At 45.9% G+C, this 18,863-nt stretch carries 14 protein-coding genes and 2 tRNA genes; 11 read left to right on the forward strand and 5 right to left on the reverse strand.

Annotation, left to right across the window (positions count from 1 at the left end; translation table 11 throughout):
* The 9 genes from BUR42_RS28250 to BUR42_RS28290 are packed head-to-tail and all read left to right on the forward strand — an operon-like array spanning position 1 to position 12,530.
* On the forward strand, positions 1-1,212 hold the full coding sequence (locus tag BUR42_RS28250; protein WP_143197620.1) for a hypothetical protein: 1,212 nt from the start codon (positions 1-3) through the stop codon (positions 1,210-1,212).
* Complete coding sequence (locus tag BUR42_RS28255; RefSeq protein WP_074242877.1) at positions 1,209-3,317, forward strand: hypothetical protein; 2,109 nt, start codon at positions 1,209-1,211, stop codon at positions 3,315-3,317. Before BUR42_RS28250 ends, BUR42_RS28255 begins: the two co-directional genes overlap by 4 nt.
* A 4-nt stretch (positions 3,318-3,321) precedes the next feature.
* Positions 3,322-4,497 carry a glycoside hydrolase family 172 protein gene (locus BUR42_RS28260; protein WP_074242878.1) on the forward strand — a complete coding sequence of 392 codons (1,176 nt, stop codon included), beginning with the start codon at positions 3,322-3,324 and terminating at the stop codon, positions 4,495-4,497.
* Between the two features lie 9 nt (positions 4,498-4,506).
* On the forward strand, positions 4,507-5,658 hold the full coding sequence (locus tag BUR42_RS28265) for a glycoside hydrolase family 172 protein (RefSeq protein WP_074242879.1): 1,152 nt from the start codon (positions 4,507-4,509) through the stop codon (positions 5,656-5,658).
* Positions 5,646-6,710, forward strand: coding sequence for a glycoside hydrolase family 43 protein (locus BUR42_RS28270; RefSeq protein WP_074242880.1), 1,065 nt, complete (start codon positions 5,646-5,648; stop codon positions 6,708-6,710). Before BUR42_RS28265 ends, BUR42_RS28270 begins: the two co-directional genes overlap by 13 nt.
* Before the next feature lie 19 nt (positions 6,711-6,729).
* Complete coding sequence (gene hisD, locus BUR42_RS28275) at positions 6,730-8,004, forward strand: histidinol dehydrogenase (protein ID WP_074242881.1); 1,275 nt, start codon at positions 6,730-6,732, stop codon at positions 8,002-8,004.
* On the forward strand, positions 8,001-8,939 hold the full coding sequence (locus BUR42_RS28280; protein WP_074242882.1) for a family 43 glycosylhydrolase: 939 nt from the start codon (positions 8,001-8,003) through the stop codon (positions 8,937-8,939). Before hisD ends, BUR42_RS28280 begins: the two co-directional genes overlap by 4 nt.
* Positions 8,940-8,952: 13 nt before the next feature.
* Positions 8,953-11,130 (forward strand): DUF2961 domain-containing protein, encoded by a 2,178-nt coding sequence (locus BUR42_RS28285; RefSeq protein ID WP_074242883.1) that lies wholly within the window; start codon positions 8,953-8,955, stop codon positions 11,128-11,130.
* 5 nt (positions 11,131-11,135) lie between these two features.
* The gene (locus BUR42_RS28290) at positions 11,136-12,530 is read left to right on the forward strand and encodes a sialate O-acetylesterase (protein ID WP_084185911.1); all 1,395 of its coding nucleotides are present in this window, start codon (positions 11,136-11,138) and stop codon (positions 12,528-12,530) included.
* A 190-nt stretch (positions 12,531-12,720) separates the two neighbouring features.
* Here the strand turns inward: BUR42_RS28290 and BUR42_RS28295 are convergent.
* The 4 genes from BUR42_RS28295 to mtaB all read right to left on the reverse strand — a co-directional run bounded on the left by BUR42_RS28295 (position 12,721) and on the right by mtaB (position 14,847).
* Positions 12,721-12,795: transfer RNA gene (locus tag BUR42_RS28295), tRNA-Val, on the reverse strand.
* A 70-nt stretch (positions 12,796-12,865) separates the two neighbouring features.
* On the reverse strand, positions 12,866-13,123 hold the full coding sequence (locus BUR42_RS28300) for a hypothetical protein (RefSeq protein ID WP_074242885.1): 258 nt from the start codon (positions 13,121-13,123) through the stop codon (positions 12,866-12,868).
* 280 nt (positions 13,124-13,403) lie between these two features.
* A tRNA-Val gene (locus BUR42_RS28305) sits at positions 13,404-13,478 on the reverse strand.
* Between the two features lie 91 nt (positions 13,479-13,569).
* Positions 13,570-14,847: a tRNA (N(6)-L-threonylcarbamoyladenosine(37)-C(2))-methylthiotransferase MtaB gene (gene mtaB / locus BUR42_RS28310; protein ID WP_074242886.1), complete on the reverse strand. Its 1,278-nt coding sequence runs from the start codon at positions 14,845-14,847 to the stop codon at positions 13,570-13,572.
* Positions 14,848-14,963: 116 nt separating this feature from the next.
* Between mtaB and BUR42_RS28315 the strand changes: the two genes are divergently transcribed.
* Both BUR42_RS28315 and priA read left to right on the forward strand, forming a co-directional pair.
* The gene (locus tag BUR42_RS28315; protein ID WP_074243270.1) at positions 14,964-15,728 is read left to right on the forward strand and encodes a lysophospholipid acyltransferase family protein; all 765 of its coding nucleotides are present in this window, start codon (positions 14,964-14,966) and stop codon (positions 15,726-15,728) included.
* Positions 15,725-18,169, forward strand: coding sequence for a replication restart helicase PriA (gene priA / locus BUR42_RS28320; RefSeq protein WP_074242887.1), 2,445 nt, complete (start codon positions 15,725-15,727; stop codon positions 18,167-18,169). Before BUR42_RS28315 ends, priA begins: the two co-directional genes overlap by 4 nt.
* A gap of 30 nt (positions 18,170-18,199) precedes the next feature.
* Here the strand turns inward: priA and BUR42_RS28325 are convergent, their stop codons facing one another.
* Positions 18,200-18,832: an NAD(P)H-binding protein gene (locus BUR42_RS28325; RefSeq protein ID WP_074242888.1), complete on the reverse strand. Its 633-nt coding sequence runs from the start codon at positions 18,830-18,832 to the stop codon at positions 18,200-18,202.
* Between the last annotated feature and the right edge of the window lie 31 nt (positions 18,833-18,863).

The raw sequence follows: 18,863 nt of genomic DNA on the forward strand, positions 1-18,863 counted from the left end.
ATGAATAATTTACAAGCAGGCACTGCCCAGGTAGATATTACGCCACCACTTGAAGTAGGCTTACTCACTTCGTCGGTGAAGGGTCTTTATGAACCATTTCAATCAGTGAGGCTGCCATTGAAAGCGCGCATCCTTGTATTGAAATCGGGAGAGGATATACTGGCTTTAGTATCGCTTGATCTGCTGGCCCTTAACGATACGGCTGTGGGTGGATGGCATAACTTCAAAAAGGCCTTGTCTGATATTATTCCGATTGAAAAGATCATTATCACTTGTACGCATACGCATAATGCACCGGAATCTGTTGCTTTATCCGATCTGTATCTGGATGCCGCCTACAGAAAATGGTTGTCGCGCATACAGGATGGCATTAAAAATGCCATCCTGCAGGCAGCCATTGCTACAAAGCCCTGCAGCGTAGCGATGGCTTCTTCTAAACTGGAAGGGTATTCCATGCAACGCCGTATACCTACGCCGGAGGGGATCATTATGTCTGATTCCATACAACCTGTCGCGCCTGCACTATTGAACAGGGAACCGGTAGACAGGCGTGTACGTTCTGTTATTTTCCAGGATGCAACAGGCCATGTGATCGCTACACTGGTACATGCTATTTGCCATCCTGTACATGAAATGTGTATGCCGCATATCTCTGCAGAATTCCCGGGTGAAATGTGTTTAGCCCTGGAAGCAAACGGAGAGAACGGAATGCCAATATTCTTAAACGGCGCGGCAGGAGATATCAATCCTCCCACCGTTTCCGAAGGGCCGGCATTTGCACAACGTCATGGGAATGCCTTAGCAGAATTGGTACAGGAACAGGGCAGGCTGTTTGTTGAATCATCCGGATTCAGATCCGTACATGAGGAAATAAAAATGCCGGTAAGGAATGAAGTGAAGCTGGCTAATGATAGAGATGCACTGGCCCGCTTAAATGTGATCAGCATCGGACCATTAGCGATCGTATTCATACCCGGAGAACCATTTGTAGAAACAGCGCTGGCAATCGAAAAAGAATCTCCTTTTAAACATACTATCGTAGCTGCCTATGCTGAAAATACGATAGGGTATATTCCCACATTACAGGCATCCCGCGAGGGTGGTTATGAAGCCGGGCCTGGTAAATGGTCGTTCCTCGAAAAAGGAACAGATGCATTGATCACAAAAGAAGCACTCAGGTTGCTAAAAGAATTATTTAATCAAGAAAGATGAAAAAGATTTCATGGATCTGTATCCTCCTGCTTACAGGGTTGGCGGCAAGTGCTAAAGACATCTATTGTTATGGCAGCCTGCAAAATGATCTGTACCAGCTGCTGAAGCGGGAAGGATTTTCCATTAAACAATACAATACACCGGAAGCTGCAGTAAAAGCTGCACCCAAAGGAGCAGGCGTATTTATCATTGCTGCCAGATACCCTGCAATGGACCCGCTGAATAAGATCAGCCAGCAGTTGCTTGATGAAGCGGGTAAAAAATCTCTAAAGCTATACATCGAATATCCTACGGCATTTCCGGACTTGAGCATTCCTGCCAAACCACTGGAAACCCATCTGGAACGTGGTGTTGTTACGGCCGATATTTTTGGGGCACAATTACCGCAGATGAGTTTGCTGGGTATTCATAACTGCCATGTATTACCTGTTGAAGTAAAAGACCCATTGATCGTACTGGCAAAGGTGGTGGGATTTGATAAAGCAGAATATGGGCTTGCAGACACCAAATCCTACCCCTTGCTTTTTGAACAGGGCAATGCATTGGTTTGTATGACCGGGCTCAGCAATTTTGAAACAGGACGGTATGGCCCCGAAGGCTCCATCAAAACGGTATGGAGTTATATCCTTTCCCGCATGGGGGTTAATAACCTGGATGCCTGGAAAGAAGATGTACATCCCATGTTTGGGCGGAATGATAAACTGCCTGCAACAGCAAGAGCTAACAGCATCAAAAAAGGCGTGGCCTGGTTTGATAACGGACGCTTCTTTATTCATCCCAGCTGGAAGCAGGACTGGCTCAAATATGGCTCCAACGGATTAACACCTGTAGGCCCAATGGTAAGTCAAAGTAAACCTAATGGAGATGGTAGCCTGGGTATACTGGAAGGGCATACCTCTACTATTTATTACGATGGAACACAGCAGTACCGTTACTGGATGCGTGCGGATGTGCAGGGAGAAGTAAGTATGGCACTTGCTGCAGCAGGAAGTTTTTTAAACAACAAAACATACAAAGAAAAATCTGCGAACCTCATAGATTATCTCTTTAAAACCTCCAACATGCGCGCCGGTGCAAAGAATGATCCGACCAGTGCAGCCTATGGACTCATTGGCTGGGCTACTACCAATGCAGGCACTTTTTACGGAGATGATAATGCGCGCGCAATACTGGGCATGATAGGCGCTGCCGGATACCTGCATACCAACAAGTGGGATAAAGAGCTGGCCGAAGCGATCATGGGTAATTTCAGAACAACGGGAAAATATGGTTTCAGGGGAGAACGGCTGGAAGAGGGAGATATCATCAAGAACGGCTGGCAGCATTACGAGAACAGGGATATCATATTTCCTTCTCCCCATTTTGAGTCCTGGATGTGGGCCTGTTATCTATGGCTGTACAATAAAACCAATTATGCACCATTGCTGACAAAAACTAAAGAAGCCATCAGGATCACCATGGAATCCTATCCCGATAAATGGAAATGGGGAAGCAGTATGCAAACCCAGCGTGCCCGTATGATCCTGCCATTGGCCTGGTTAGTGAGAGTGGAAGATACCAGAGATCATAGGGAATGGTTAGATAAAATGGTACATGAAATAACAAAATACCAGGATGAAAGCGGCGCTATCCGGGAAGAATTAGGCAAAGGAAAAGGTATGTTCAAATCACTGAGCAAAAATGAAGATTATGGCACAGATGAAGGATCGCTGATCTTCCGCAACGGAGAAAAAGCTGCCTGCATGTTGTACACCTGCAACTTTGCGCTGTTCAGCCTGAACGAAGCATACACCGCAACCGGAAAGTATAAAGACGTAGTTGATAAACTCTCAGATTTCCTGACAAGGGTACAGGTAAGCAGCCAGGTACATAAGGACCTTGATGGCGCCTGGTTCAGGGGTTTTGATTATGGCCGCTGGGATTACTGGGCCTCCAACTCTGATGCCGGCTGGGGTACCTGGTGTACATTAACCGGATGGATCCAAAGCTGGATCGTTACCACGCAGGTGCAGATCCAACAACAGCAAAGCTTCTGGGACGTTACAAAAAATTCTGCCATCGGTGGGCCCGGCAAAGCGGTTATCGAATCAATGATGAAAAAGTAAAAGCATGAAAATAAGAATGATCGTATGCCTGCTTGGTATTCTGACTACGCATGCATTCGCACAAACACCACAGAATGATCTTTCCTCATTAGCACAGATCCAGCAGGGCGTTACATCAAAGCGTGTAAGCAGCTATGATAGGAGTGGTGGTAACGATGATTTTCTCAAGATCGCAGATGGGGAGAAGAAAGTGATCTTTGACGAAAGCGGCGCAGGGATCATCAATCATATCTGGATCACCATGGCCCCTCATCCCGGAGCCATGAACCGCAACGATATTATTATCAGGATGTATTGGGATGGAAAAGAGTATCCCTCTGTGGTATCACCTATCGGTCCCTTCTTTGGCCAGGGCTGGAATGAAGCATATGAATTCAATGCTTTACCACTATCTGCCAGTCCTGATCATGGAAAAGGATTGGTGAGTTACTTTAATATGCCTTTTGGTAAAGGTGCAAGGATTGAAATAGAGAACCAATCCGGCCGCCCTATAGACGCTTTTTACTTTTATGTAGATTATGTAAGCATGGATAAGCTCCCTCCCGGTATGGGCCGTTTTCACAGCTGGTATAACAAACAGCTGATGGGCGCCTCCAAAGAAGAAGGGGAAAACGAATGGGCTATTTTAGGTAAATACGGAAACAATACTACCGGTAAGGATAATTATGTTTTTGCGGATATCAAAGGGAAAGGGCATTTCGTAGGCGTGAACTATTATGTGCATTCACCCACACCTATGTGGTATGGAGAAGGAGATGATATGATCTATATCGATGGATCTGAGAAACCCACGCTTCATGGTACAGGAACAGAAGATTACTTCAACACCGCCTTCTGCCCAAAAAATGTTTTCTCTCATCCTTATTACGGTTATGCAAGGGTAAACAATGATATGGGATGGCTGGGCAGAACACATCTGTACCGCTTCCATGTTACAGATCCCTTATTCTTCAATAAGTCATTTAAGTTCACAATAGAACATGGCCATAATAATGTGCTGACGCTCGATCTTGCCAGTGTAGCGTACTGGTATCAAAGTGAAGCATCGCCTGTTCCGCCTATTCCTGATAAGGAAACCAGGAGGCCTAAACCTTTCATCGGTACCGGGGATTTCCACAAATGGCGGAACGAGTGGAGAAAGAGTAAAGGCAATGATCCTCAGTTATGGGGCAACGAATAACGCAGACTTATGAAATGGACATTCCTCCTCATCATGATATGCAGCAGTTCATCTCTTTACGCACAGGAGATGACGGAGCTGAGCATCATCAAACAACAGGTGAAGTCGAAACGCATCAGCAGTTACGACAGGTCTGGCGATAACCATGATAATTTACAGCATATAAAACATGGGGAGAAGCGCGTGATCTTTGATGTAAAAGGCACAGGTATCATCCAGCATATCTGGATCACCATGGGGCCGGAGCCTGCTATACTGAGCCGGAATGACATCATCATCCGCATGTACTGGGATGGGCAGGCTTATCCTTCCGTTGAATCACCTATCGGCCCTTTTTTCGGACAGGGATGGAATGAATCTTACCTGTTTACTTCTGCGCCATTGGCAGCAACGCCAACGGATGGTATGGGACTGGTCAGTTATTTTGCCATGCCTTTTGAGAAGGGAGGCAGGATAGAGATCGAAAACCAATCCGGCAGGGAGATCAACACGCTTTATTTCTATGTTGATTATGTGGAAATGAAACAACTGCCACTACATGCCGGCAGGTTCCATGCCTGGTATAATAAGCAGCTTACCGGTCCTGTAGATAGTGTTGAAAACGAACATTGGATGTTTGGCCCGGGAAAGCCCAATAAAACCGGAAAGGATAATTATCTGATCGCGGATATAAAAGGTAAGGGGCATTTTGTGGGAGTGAATTATTACGTTCATTCTCCCACACCCTACTGGTATGGAGAAGGGGATGATATGATCTTTGTTGATGATAATGTTTTAAATGGCACAGGAACAGAGGATTACTTCAATACATCATGGGGAGCCCCCCAAGCACCCTATGCCACACCTTATTTCGGTTATGCCCGCGTGAATAACGATATCGGTTTCCTCGGCAGAACACATCTGTACCGCTTTAATATTGCTGATCCGATCTATTTTGATTCCCTGTTCAGATTTACAATAGAACATGGCAGCATGAATGTGCTCACACTTGACCTGGCCAGCGTTGCTTACTGGTACCAGGATAAAGCTTCACCAGTTCCTGCCATCCCGGATGCGGCAGCAAGAAAACCACAGCCCATGATCGGGCCATCGGAGATACACAGATGGCGTAACGAATGGAGAAAAAGTAAAGGTAATAATCCAACATTATGGGGAAATTAGTATTCAGAAGAAGTTATATAGTTAGCCTGATGGCCCTTATGCTTTCTTGTTCAGAAACGAAGAAAGCAACAGATTATCCGCCGCCGGATAAGGTAACCACCTTTTATAATCCACTGCTCGGCAGCGGCCCTGATCCATGGGTATATAAAAAGGATGGCAGCTTCTACTATATGCATACCATGGTAAATAGTATTGCCATCTGGAAAACACGGGCTATCTCCGAACTGGGTAAAGCGCCTGTTAAAACAGTATGGACGCCACCCGCTTCCGGTAACAATACAAAGAATATCTGGGCACCGGAGTTACATTTCCTGCAAGGGAAATGGTACCTGTATTATACTGCCGGCGCTACTACCAACCTGGCCACACAGCGGTGTTTTGTATTAGAGAACCCCAACCCCGACCCCACTACAGGCAGCTGGACGGATAAAGGGAAACTGGCTGACCCATTAGGTGATTATTTTGCTATCGACGGTACCATACTCGAATACAAGGACAAACTTTATTTCATCTGGAGCGGACAGATCTCAGGCACAGACATCAGCCAGCGGATCTATATAGCAGAGATGGAAAATCCCTGGACACTTAAATCTTCCCGCGTACAACTTTCCTTTCCACAGTATGATTGGGAAAAGAAAGGTTCTGCCGTGAATGAAGGGCCGGAAGTATTAAAGAACCCCGCCGGGAATGTTTTTGTGGTGTACTCCGGAAGTAATTGCGCAACGGATGATTACGGACTGGGTATGTTGAGGCTGAAAGAGAACGGCGATCCTTTAAATGCGGCAGACTGGACAAAAAGCCCGGTACCCGTATTTACAAAGAGCATTAATAATAATGTATTTGGTCCCGGCCATAATGGGTTCTTTAAATCCAGGGACGATAAAGAGGATTGGATCATTTACCACGCCAATGTACAAAGCGGACAGGGCTGTGGCGGTACACGGAGCCCAAGGATCCAACGGTTCACATGGAAGAGTGATGGCACGCCGGATTTTGGTGAACCCGTTGATGTATCCCAGAAATTAACAAAGCCTTCGGGCGAATCAGAGTGAAAACAATTAAATCATACGAATGACCAGGTTTTTGAAAAAAGGGAAAAGTGAATCTGATCTTAAGAACGCAGATTCAGGCGTGAGAAAAACAGTAGGAAAGATCATTAAGGATATTGAGGAGAACGGGGACCTTGCTGTTAGAAAATATGCCGCATCGTTTGATAGCTGGCCTCCGGATGCATTCCGGCTAACGAAAGACCAGATAAAGGAAATAGTGCAGCGTACGCCGGAACAGGTGATACAGGATATCTTGTTTGCACAACAGCAGATCAGGTTTTTTGCAGAAAAACAGCTGGCTTCTATTGCTGATATTGAAGTAGAAACCTTACCGGGTGTTTTCCTGGGGCATAAGAACATCCCGGTGAATAGTGTAGGCTGTTATATTCCGGGTGGGAGATACCCCATGGTAGCTTCTGCGCACATGAGTATCCTCACGGCAAAAGTAGCTGGTGTAAAAAGGGTGATCGCCTGTACACCACCCATCAATGGGAGGATACCCGAAGCCACTGTATGCGCCATGCATTTTGCAGGAGCAGATGAGATCTATATCCTGGGAGGTGTACAGGCATTGTGTGCCATGGCCATCGGTACAGATTCCATTAAAGCGGTGGATATGCTGGTAGGGCCTGGTAATGCATATGTGGCAGAAGCTAAAAGGCAATTGTTTGGAAGGGTAGGGATCGATCTCTTTGCCGGACCTACGGAAGTGCTGGTGATCGCAGATGAAACTGCCGATGCTGAAATGATTGCCTGTGATCTGTTAGGCCAGGCTGAACATGGCCCAACATCTCCGGCAGCACTGATCACTACTTCGGAAAAACTTGCACAGGAAACTTTAGTGGAAATAGAAAGGCAGCTGAAACAGCTGTCTACTGCCGATATTGCAGGTGTTGCATGGGAAGAGTATGGTTCTATCATATTGGTAGATTCCCTTGAAGAAGCCGTTCAAGAAGCTGATGCACTGGCATATGAACATGTTGAAGTATTGACCCGCGACCCACAGTACTTCCTGGATAACATGACCAATTACGGTGCCTTGTTCCTCGGCCCTGAAACCAATGTGGCCTACGGTGATAAAGTGATCGGTACGAATCATACCCTGCCTACCATGAAAGCTGCACGGTATACCGGCGGATTATGGGTTGGTAAATTCCTCAAGAATTGCACTTATCAACGATGCACACCTGAAGCAAGTGCCATGATCGGTAAATACGCTATGCGTTTATGTGAGCTGGAAGGGTTTGCAGCACACAAAGAACAGGCAGCATTACGGGTAAAACGTTACAGCAAATGAAATTCCCACTGATCATACTCTTACTGCTGAACTGCATTCCTTCATTCGCACAACTTATCCCGGAAATAAGCGGACCCTTTGTTCACATCTTCAACCCGAATGATCTGCGTAAAGAAGGAGATAGTTCCTGGTATACAAATGACCATACTTTTATTAAGGGAGAAGACGGTACATGGCATGCCTATGGCATCATTCACCATTTGCCTGTTGCACCCTGGAAAGAAACACGGCTTTTCCATATCTCTGCGAAATCCATCAAACAGGGAAAATGGGAAGATCACGGGTATGCATTAACGGCAAAACCAGGTGTGGAAAGGGTGCTATGGGCGCCTTATGTGATGCATGAAAAGGGTACGTATTATATGTTCTACAACGTAGGCAATATGCAGAAGAATGCGCCGGATTATGCTTCCTGGGGGCAATTATGTATGGCTGCCAGTAAAGACCTGTACACATGGGAGCGGCATAAACGTAATCCGCTCTTCAGTGATCCGGGGCATGCAAGGGACTCCTATATCATGCACTACAAGGGAAAGTATTATTACTACTATACAAGAACATACAGCGAAACAGACCTTCGTTCCGCCGTTGCTGTAAGGACCGGTCCCGATCTCTTTCATTGGAGCGGCCCGCAGATAGCCCATGTACAACCTTATGAAGTTTACTGGGGAGGAGATGCGGAAAGCCCCTTTGTGATACAGAAGGACGGTTTATTTTACCTGTTCATTTGTAAAGCCATGACGGAATACAATCTTACCGCCGTATATTGGTCTAAAGACCCGGAGAACTTTCCAATAGAAAACCTTGTATGTACTTTACCCGTGCATGCCGCTGAAATAATATACGATAAAAAGGACGGCTGGTTTATTTCAAATACAGGATGGGACAAGAAGGGACTTTACCTTGCTCCCTTACGTTGGAAATCAGCCAAATAAAATAAAGAAAAGTATGCGCTATTTATTGATCCTGGTATGTTGCATACCTGTTTATTCAAATGCACAAAAAATACCTATAGGCTATGATGCCTTCCGTTTATGGGAACAATTACCACAACAACGGATAGGTGTACGGGCATATATGCGTAGTACTTATTCCCGTACAGGCGGTTCCTATGATGCCTCCAATTTCCTCTTCATGAATAAAGAAGATGAGAATGTAACACTGGATGTAAAAGGAAACGGCGTATTGTATTTCTTTCGTACCAACCACTGGCATGGCAGTCCATGGCATTTTGTGGTAGATGGAAAAGATAACATCGTATCTGAAACAGCTACCGCTGACCCTGTTGATGCGGTGAAGAAATACAAGAACACGGTTTTTATTCCCACAAGCACTTTCCCGGAACCCCTGGCCTGGACCTGGGGAACAACCAAAGGCGCCAACCTAATCTGGACGCCGATGCCTTTCAGGGATTCCCTGCGGATTGCCTATTCCCGTACATTCTATGGAACAGGGTACTACATCTATCATCTGTACGCAAATCCAACGGGCCTTCCTTCCTGGAACCTTCATAAAACACCCGATAAAGATGTAGTAGACTTTGTGAACCGCGCAGGCACAGACATTGCACCAAAGGATATCAAAAAACTGGAAGGCACTATAAAGCTCAACAAGGAGCAGGTGGTACTGGCTAACATCACATCCTCTTCTTCCATCAGGGCCTTGAAATTGAGACTGCCGCTGGATAAAGCAGAAGCACTGGAACGTATCCGCATACGGGTAACCTGGGATAATGCAGCCTATCCATCTATCGATGCGCCGATCTGTCTTTTCTTTGGTGCCGGTACTTTCTTTAACAGGGAGCGCAAGGAATACCTGGTAAAAGGCCTGCCCATTAATATCCGCTACGATTATCCTAATAATAAAGTGGAACTGGCCTGTTACTACCCCATGCCATTCTTTAGATCGGCAAAGTTTGAATTGACAGGTATCACACCAGGAGACGCTGCCATCGATTATGAGATCCGTTATGAACGTTTCAAAACACCTGCCCACCAAAGCAGTTATTTTCATGCTACCTACCGTGATTTCCCAAAGCCTGAATTCGGGCAGGACATGACCTGGCTGGACACCAAAGGGGAAGAAGGACAGGAAGAATGGACGGGTAGTTTTCTTGGTACTTCCTTCATCTTTTCTCATAATGCCAACCTGCATACATTAGAAGGTGATCCACGTTTCTTCTTTGATAACAGCCAGTCGCCACAGGCATATGGAACAGGTACGGAAGAATGGGCCGGTGGTGGTGATTACTGGGGCGGGGAGAATATGACCCTTCCATTGGCAGGCCATCCCTGCGGCGCAACAGAAAAGAAAACAGCCGTTAACGATAAAGACCTCATTCAATCCGCATACCGTTTCTTAGTGGCAGACCTGATGCCTTTCGGGAACAGGGCTGTGATCCGTTTTGAACATAATGAAAACGTATCGCAGGAACACTACGAAGCGGTATCGTACTGGTATGGCCTCCCTGCATCTTCCTTAGTAAAGACGGATTCTATCGATATCGGTAAACCGGAAGATGAACAACGGCATGCCTACAATTCCCCACAAGCTTCCGAAGTTGAAACCATCCGCTCAAAATATGAATGGGGGCCGGATGTGTATCCTGCTCAAACATGGGGATATGATCTGCGAAAGAGGGACGAATATAAAGATCTGATCGGCAAGGAAATTTATCCGGCCCAGGAACAGGATGGCCGCCATACTACGGGCACTTCTGAATTCACGGTTAAACTCCGCAAAGATAACAAGGGAGTACTTTTACGCCGGACACTGGATTATAGCTATCCAAACCAGAACGCCGAAGTATTTGTTTCAACAGACGGGAAAAACTGGCAGAAAGCCGGCAACTGGTACCTGGCCGGTGCCAATACTTATATGATCTCCCGTCCTGAAGGAGAGCTCTCCCCCAGGAAATACAAAGTGGAGACCTCCAACCGCCGTTTCCGGGACGATGAATTCCTGATTCCCGCTAACTTGACAAAAGGCAAACCAGCAATACGTATAAAGATTAAATTTGTTCCCGGAAACCAGGAGTTATATCCCGGCCACCCATTTCCAAACGGAAGTGCCTGGAGTGAGCTGAAATATGATATCTACAATTACGTATTGCCAAACTTTAAATGACCGTTATGCGCAGAGTACTTACGATGGCACTTTTGTGTGCTGCCCTTTCTTCATTCAGTAATGTCCGGTTGCCCAGCATTATCAGCAGCAACATGGTGTTACAGCAGCAAAGCAAAGTAAAGTTCTGGGGAGCAGCTGACCCTAATGAAAAGATCTCCATTACCACTTCATGGAATAATAAAGCCTACGAAGCTGTTGCCACAAATAATGCCCGCTGGGAAGTACTTGTTGAAACACCTGCAGCAGGAGGCCCTTTTACCATTACGCTGAAAGGAAAGAACACCATCGTACTGAACAATATCCTGATAGGAGAGGTGTGGGTATGCTCAGGGCAAAGCAATATGGAAATGCGTTTAGGTAGTTTGAAGGACATCAAAGAAGAAGCGCCGGTTGCCTTCAATCCGAATATCCGTTTTTTCGACATCCCTAAAACCACTTCTTTGCACCCACAGGATAATTGTGAAGGAGAATGGACCATCTGCGACAGCAATACGATCAAATCGTTTAGTGCTGTAGGTTATTACTTTGGCAAGAACCTGCATAAAAATCTGAATGTGCCCATCGGTTTAGTGGATGCAAGCTGGGGAGGAACAGCAGCGGAGGTATGGACGCCTGATAGTATCATTTATGCTGATCCTGTATTAAAACAGGCTGCGTCAAAGATATCCATTCCGGGAGGCCGTCCATATATACCGGGTTATGCATACAACGGTATGATCGCTCCCATCACAAATTTTGATATTGCAGGTACTATCTGGTACCAGGGCGAGAATAACACCGGCCAGGCAAAAACCTATGCCAAACTGCTCCCTGTAATGATAGATAGCTGGCGTAATGCATGGAAGAAAGAATTTCCTTTCTACTTAGTGCAGGTTGCGCCCTATAAATATGGTATTAAGAACAGTGGTGCCATACTTCGGGAAGCACAGGCACAGGTAGCTGATCATCATCCTCATACCGGTATGGTGGTGATCACGGACCTCGTTGCAGATACCAATGATGTACACCCTACCAACAAAAAAGATGTAGGATTACGTTTGGCGAATCTGGCACTGGCGGATACTTATCATAAAGATGGTATCGCTTATAAAAGTCCCTCTTTCAAAGGGCTGACCGTAAAAGGAAATAAAGCGATCGTTACTTTGGATAATGCAGAGAAAGGTCTTGTAATAAAAGGTAAAACAGCCACGGAGTTTGTGATCGCAGGAGAAGACCAGGTATTTTATCCTGCAGAAGTTACTATTAAGAATAATACATTGATCGTTTCCAGCAAAGAGGTAAAGGTACCTGTTGCGGTACGTTTTGGTTTCCGTAATACGGCGGTCGGGAATGTGTTTGGTAAAGAGGGGCTTCCCTTGGCTCCCTTCCGGACCGATACCTGGGAAGTGGAAATGAAGTAATAAAAAAAGGGCTGTTTCTTTACCGGAACGGCCCTTTTTTGATTTTTGTGGATGGGCCATGGTAGCTTAATTCTTGCTTTATCCTTGCTTCATGTTGTGATTTGGTGCGGGTTTAAGCTACTTTAAAGCAAGGATAAAGCAAGGATTAAGGGCATAAAAAAAAAGGCCTTCGTAAAACGAAGACCTTTTGTGGGAGTTGACGGGGTCGAACCGCCGACCCTCTGCTTGTAAGGCAGATGCTCTGAACCAACTGAGCTAAACTCCCATTCCCTCTTTAAGAGGGTGCAAATATATAGAGTTTTTTATTTTAAAAAAATTTAAGCGGAATTTTTTTGTCAGCCTTCTGAATATGCACTGGCAGGAACTGCTGATGCATCTTCTTCAAATAAAGGAGGATGGAATATTTCCAGCAGCAGATATAATATCATATAGCAAATGCCTGCATAATTGTATCCCTGGTATAATCCGTAGACAGACATAATAAAGCCCATTACAATGATCCAGTTCGTCAATTTTGAATCACCTCTCAGTACATATGCCAGCGCATTTTCAGAAACAGTGGTGTGAACGTTTTTTTTAAGGCTGTAGATCAAAAGGGGAATCAGATTTAAAAAAGGCAGACAGTATAAAAAGCCATTATGGAGATCGATCGTTAAAGAACGGGGAAACCATAATATTCCGTAGCAGGGAGCCACTCAGCACAATGGTAGTAATAACATCAGCAGCCCGGGTATGAAGCTATATCTAAGCACGCTGAATTGAAGAGGTGACAGGTAGTTCGTAGGTGGTTTTCGGTTTACCGCACAAATATGTGATTTATTAAATATATAGGTATGGGCATAAAAAAAGGCCTTCGTAAACGAAGACCTTTTGTGGGAGTTGACGGGGTCGAACCGCCGACCCTCTGCTTGTAAGGCAGATGCTCTGAACCAACTGAGCTAAACTCCCTTTCTGTTGATCGTCTAACGCTTTTTCATTTGACGGGATTGCAAAGGTAAAAACTATTTTTATTCTGCCAAATATATTTTTAAAAATCCCCCTATCTCAGCTCCCAATCCACGATCTTGTTCTTCCATTCGTTCCGGAAAGGTGTGGTCACTTTGATATAGTTATCCGTAAAACCTTCCATGATCCCATCCTTTCCATGCTGCTCAAACAACACTTTCCTGGTTTGCCCGATATGCTGTTCATTAAAATACTGCTGTTTCTTGTGGCTCAGGTTCCTCAATGCTTTATTCCGTTCATTCCGCAGTTGAACAGGCACAATAGGTTTGATACCCAGGGCATGTGTATTAGGCCTTTCGGAATAAGTGAAAACATGCAGGTAGGATACATCCAGCTCATGCAGGAAATCATAGGTTTCTTTGAAATGAGCCTCACTTTCAGAAGGGAAACCCACGATCACATCCACTCCAATACTGCAATGCGGCATGAACTGTTTGATACAGGCCACTTTTTCTGCATATAATTCCCTGCGATAGCGGCGACGCATAGCTGCCAGGATGTCGTTACTACCACTCTGAAGGGGAATATGGAAATGTGGCATGAACTTTTTACTGGCGGACACAAATTCTATAATATCGTTGTTGAGCAGGTTCGGTTCGATAGAGGAGATCCGGTACCGTTCTATACCTTCTACATTATCCAGGGCCTGGATCAGCTCATAAAATGATTCTTCCCGTTTCTTACCACCCTCAAATCCTTTCCCGAAATCCCCCAGGTTCACGCCTGTGAGCACTATTTCTTTAACACCCGTAGCGGCAAGGGTTTGTGCATGCCCGATCACATTGGCCACACTATCGCTTCTGCTGATCCCGCGGGCCATGGGAATGGTACAGAAGGAGCAGTTGTAATCACAGCCGTCCTGTACTTTCAGGAAAGTACGGGTACGGTCGTTCAGAGAATAAGAAGCATGAAAGGTATGAACGTCTTCAATGTCGCAGGAGCAAATCTTAGCGCTGTCTCCTTTGGAGAGTTCGCGGATGTGTTCCACGATATTGAACTTCTCGGCGGCGCCTAAAACCAGGTCTACCCCTGGAATTTCGGCTATTTCTTTGGGTTTCAGTTGTGCATAACATCCTGTGATCACTACAAAGCTCTCCGGGGCACGGCGTTGAATGCGTCGCACTAACATGCGGCATTCTTTGTCTGCATTATCCGTTACAGAGCAGGTATTGATCACGTACACATCTGCCGTTTCCTCAAAATCCCTCTTTTCAAAACCATCCTTCTCCAATAACCTGCTGATAGTAGAGGTCTCGGAAAAGTTCAGCTTACAGCCGAGTGTATGAAATGCTACTGATTTTACCGCTGTCATAAGGAGGGCAAAGGTACGACATTCAAGGCATTTCAGCTATGCAGATATATGTAATATTTAATATGAATGCCAAAACGCTTTCGCCTGAACCTATTATTCTGTATCTTTCCGGTTTTATGCGTGTGCTATTGAAATGTTTGCAGGCTCTCTATAGCCTTTATGCCCTTATCGTTTGGCTGGGCATTATGTTCCTGATCCTACCACCCATCGTCCTGGTATCTTTCCTGGGAAAAGTGAGGGGAGGGAATATCGTATTTTATTTCCTCCGTTTCTGGGCGCATGTCTGGTTCCCTGCCGTAGGTATCTGGGTCACCAAAAAATGGAAATCTCCCAAAACAAACGATCCCTGCATTTATCTCGCTAACCACTCCTCTTACCTGGATGCTGCCCTGGCAGTAAAAGTGATGCCACTGGCATTTCGCCCGTTGGGTAAAAGTGAGCTTTCAAAGATCCCCTTATTCGGATTGATCTACAGCAGATCAGTGGTACCGGTGGATAGAAAAACAGCGAAGGGAAGAGCGCAAAGCATGAAGGATATGATGTACATGCTGCAACACCGCGTATCCTTACTGATCTTTCCGGAAGGTACTACCAACGAAACGGAGCAGCCTTTACTTCCTTTTCATAGCGGGGCTTTCAGGATTGCCATTGAAACGCAGACCCCTATCCGCCCGGTATTATACGTTGATAATCATGCACGGCTGGCCAAGATCCAGTTCATGTCCCTCAACCCGGGTGTCTGCCGTGTTGTATTTTTGCCGCTTGTTCCCGTGGCTGGGTTAACCATGGAAGATGTGCCACATCTGAAAAAACAGGTAAGGCAGATGATGGAAGAAGAATTGCGTAAGTACCGCCACTACCCGTCCTATCAGGCCATATGAAATATGTAGATGTCATATTACCCCTGGCTTTGCCGAGGAATTACACGTATGCCGTGCCCCCGGAGATGGAAAGTTCCATCCAGGTAGGGAGCCGTGTTGCCGTGCAACTGGGTAAAGCAAAGAAATATACAGGCATCGTTAAATCCATTCATGAACAGGCGCCTTCAGCTTATAAGACCAAACCGCTGATGGACCTGCTGGATAAAGATCCGGTGGTCTATCCTACGCAGCTGGCCTTCTGGGAGTGGATCGCGCAGTATTACATGTGTAACGAAGGGGATGTACTCAATGCTGCATTACCTGCTCACCTGAAACTTTCCAGTGAAACAGTATTGCTGATCAATGATGCATTCGGGGATGATTTTACCATGCTGGATGATCATGAATACCTGGTAGCGGAAGCATTGAATATCCGCAAAGAACTGCGCATCGGGGAGGTGCAACTGATCCTGGATAAATCAGATGTATACTCCGTGATCAAAAAACTGATCGAGAAGAAAGTATGCCTGGTGTATGAAGAGTTAAAAGAAGTCTATAAAGAAAAGAAGGAAAATTATATACTGCTCAACCCGCTTTACGAAAGTGATGAGCAGATGGCCCCACTGTTCGATGAACTGGCGCGGGCACCTAAACAGATGGAATTATTACTGGCTTACCTCCACCTGTTAAAAACACAGGGCGAAGTGATCCAGGGTGAGCTGTTGAAAAAATCGGGTGCTTCCGCTGCACAGCTGAAAGGTCTGGTAGAAAAACAGATCCTGCAGGTAGAGAAACGTACGGTGGACCGTGTGCCTATGGGGAAGATAGAAGCCCAGCTGGACTTTGATCTAAGCCCCGCACAGGAAGTGGCATTAGGCAAAGTGAAGGAATGTTTTGCAGAGAAACAGGTAACGCTGTTGCATGGTGTTACTTCCAGCGGTAAAACCCAGATCTATGTGAAACTGATGGAGGAAAGCCTGGCTACCGGCAAACAGGTATTGTACCTGCTGCCGGAAATTGCGCTCACGGCACAGATCATCCGGCGATTGAAAAAACATTTCGGCGGACAGATAGGTATTTACCATTCCCGGTTTTCAAATAACGAAAGAGTAGAGATCTGGAATAAAGTGAAGAGTGGTGAGATCCGCATCGTATTAGGTGCGAGGTCCAGCCTGTTACTGCCTTTCCGCGACCTGGGGCTTATCATCCTGGATGAAGAGCACGATCCTTCTTTCAAACAGCAGGAGCCTGCTCCACGCTACCATGCAAGGGATGCAGCTATTTATTATGCCAGTCTTTTTAAAGCAAAAGTATTATTAGGTTCTGCAACCCCGGCTATTGAATCTTACTTCAATGCAAAACAGGGCAAGTATGGGTTGGTAGAATTGAATGAACGTTTTGGCGGTATTGCCATGCCGGTAATAGAGATCGTAGACCTCAAACAGGAAACTGCTTTGAAAGAAGTGATCGGCAATTTCACTTCTGTATTACGACATAGTATCACACAGGCTTTACAGGATGGCAAACAGGTGATCCTCTTCCAGAACAGAAGGGGTTATGCGCCTTTCCTCCTATGTACTACCTGTGGCTGGATACCGAACTGTAAACAATGTGATGTATCGCTCACGTACCACAAACACCAGGATAACCTCCATTGCCATTATTGCGGTACAAGATATCCTTATGTATATACCTGTGCTGCATGTGGCAGCCAGACTTTAGTACCCAAGAACTTCGGTACGGAAAAGATTGAAGAGGACCTTCAGCAATTGTTCCCTGAAGCACGTATTGCCAGGATGGATATGGATGCTATCCGTAATAAGGATAGCCATAATAAGATGATCCAATCACTGGAACAAAGAGAGATCGATATACTTGTGGGTACGCAGATGGTGGTGAAGGGATTGGATTTTGAGAATGTGAACCTGGTGGGTATCATCAGTGCAGATAGTTTATTGAGCTTCCCTGATTTCAGGGTGAACGAGCGGGCCTTCCAGTTGATGGAGCAGGTGAGCGGCCGTTCCGGTAGAAAAGATGGTTTGGGAAAGGTGATCATCCAGGCCAATAACACCAAACATCCTGTGTTACAGTATGTAACGGCACATGATTATAAAGCGATGTTTGATACGGAAATAGCAGAGCGGGAGCAATTCGGTTATCCGCCATTTTCCCGTTTGCTGAAAGTAACCATCAAACATAAAAAACAACAGACCACGGAACAGGCGGCTTTGATCTTAGGGAATTGGTTAAGGAGTTTCCTGGGATATCAGCTGGTTGGGCCGGCGGCCCCTTTGGTGAGCCGTGTGCGTGGATTTTATTTGCAGGAGATGCTGATCAAATTACCGCGTGATAGTAAGAAGATCGCGCAGATCAAGAACAAGGTGAAAGAATTCTTCTCTCAGCTGCTGATAGAAAAACAGTTCCGCTCTGTGGTGATTATTCCTGATGTGGATTGCGTGTAATCAATTCCGGCATGCAAGCTGTGTGTAACCTCAATCGTCAAATCCTTCAATCACATGTACGCCCGGCTGAGGATCCTTATCCAGCCCGATCATCTTGCCGGCTACCGTTGCTGCTTTCACCGGGCGATATTTCTTTGGGAAGATCCTCATCAGTGGGGCAAACAATCCGGCTATCTGTTCTCCAATGCGCACTTCGGCACGGTCGCCCAATAAGAAAGAAGGACGAAGGAAATACAGGCTTTCAAAACCAATTTCCCGCAGACCATTTTCTGTTTCTCCTTTTGTACGCAGGTAGAAATTGGAAGAAGATGCTTTGGCGCCAACGGCAGATACCAGCTGAAAATGCCTAACGCCATTTTTATGGGCCACGGCCGCACATTTAAGGGGCAGGTCCCTGTCCACAGCCCGGAATGCAGCCTGGCTACCGGCTTTTTTGATGGTAGTGCCTACACAGCAGAACACAACATCCCCGGTGAGGGCTATTTGAAGCGCGTTTTCATCATCAAACCTTAATACCAGGTTGGTGAGCTTAGGGTGTTGGATGGCTAAGGGTTTGCGTACCAGGGCTCTCACAGAAGAATAGGCTTCATCCTGCAATAAAGCCCGGATCAGTAAATTCCCGATAAGACCGGATCCCCCGATCACAATAGCTGTTTTTGGCATTTTATAGTTAACTATATTTGTTCCGTTATTA

The organism is Chitinophaga niabensis (genome assembly GCF_900129465.1).
Taxonomy (GTDB): domain Bacteria; phylum Bacteroidota; class Bacteroidia; order Chitinophagales; family Chitinophagaceae; genus Chitinophaga; species Chitinophaga niabensis.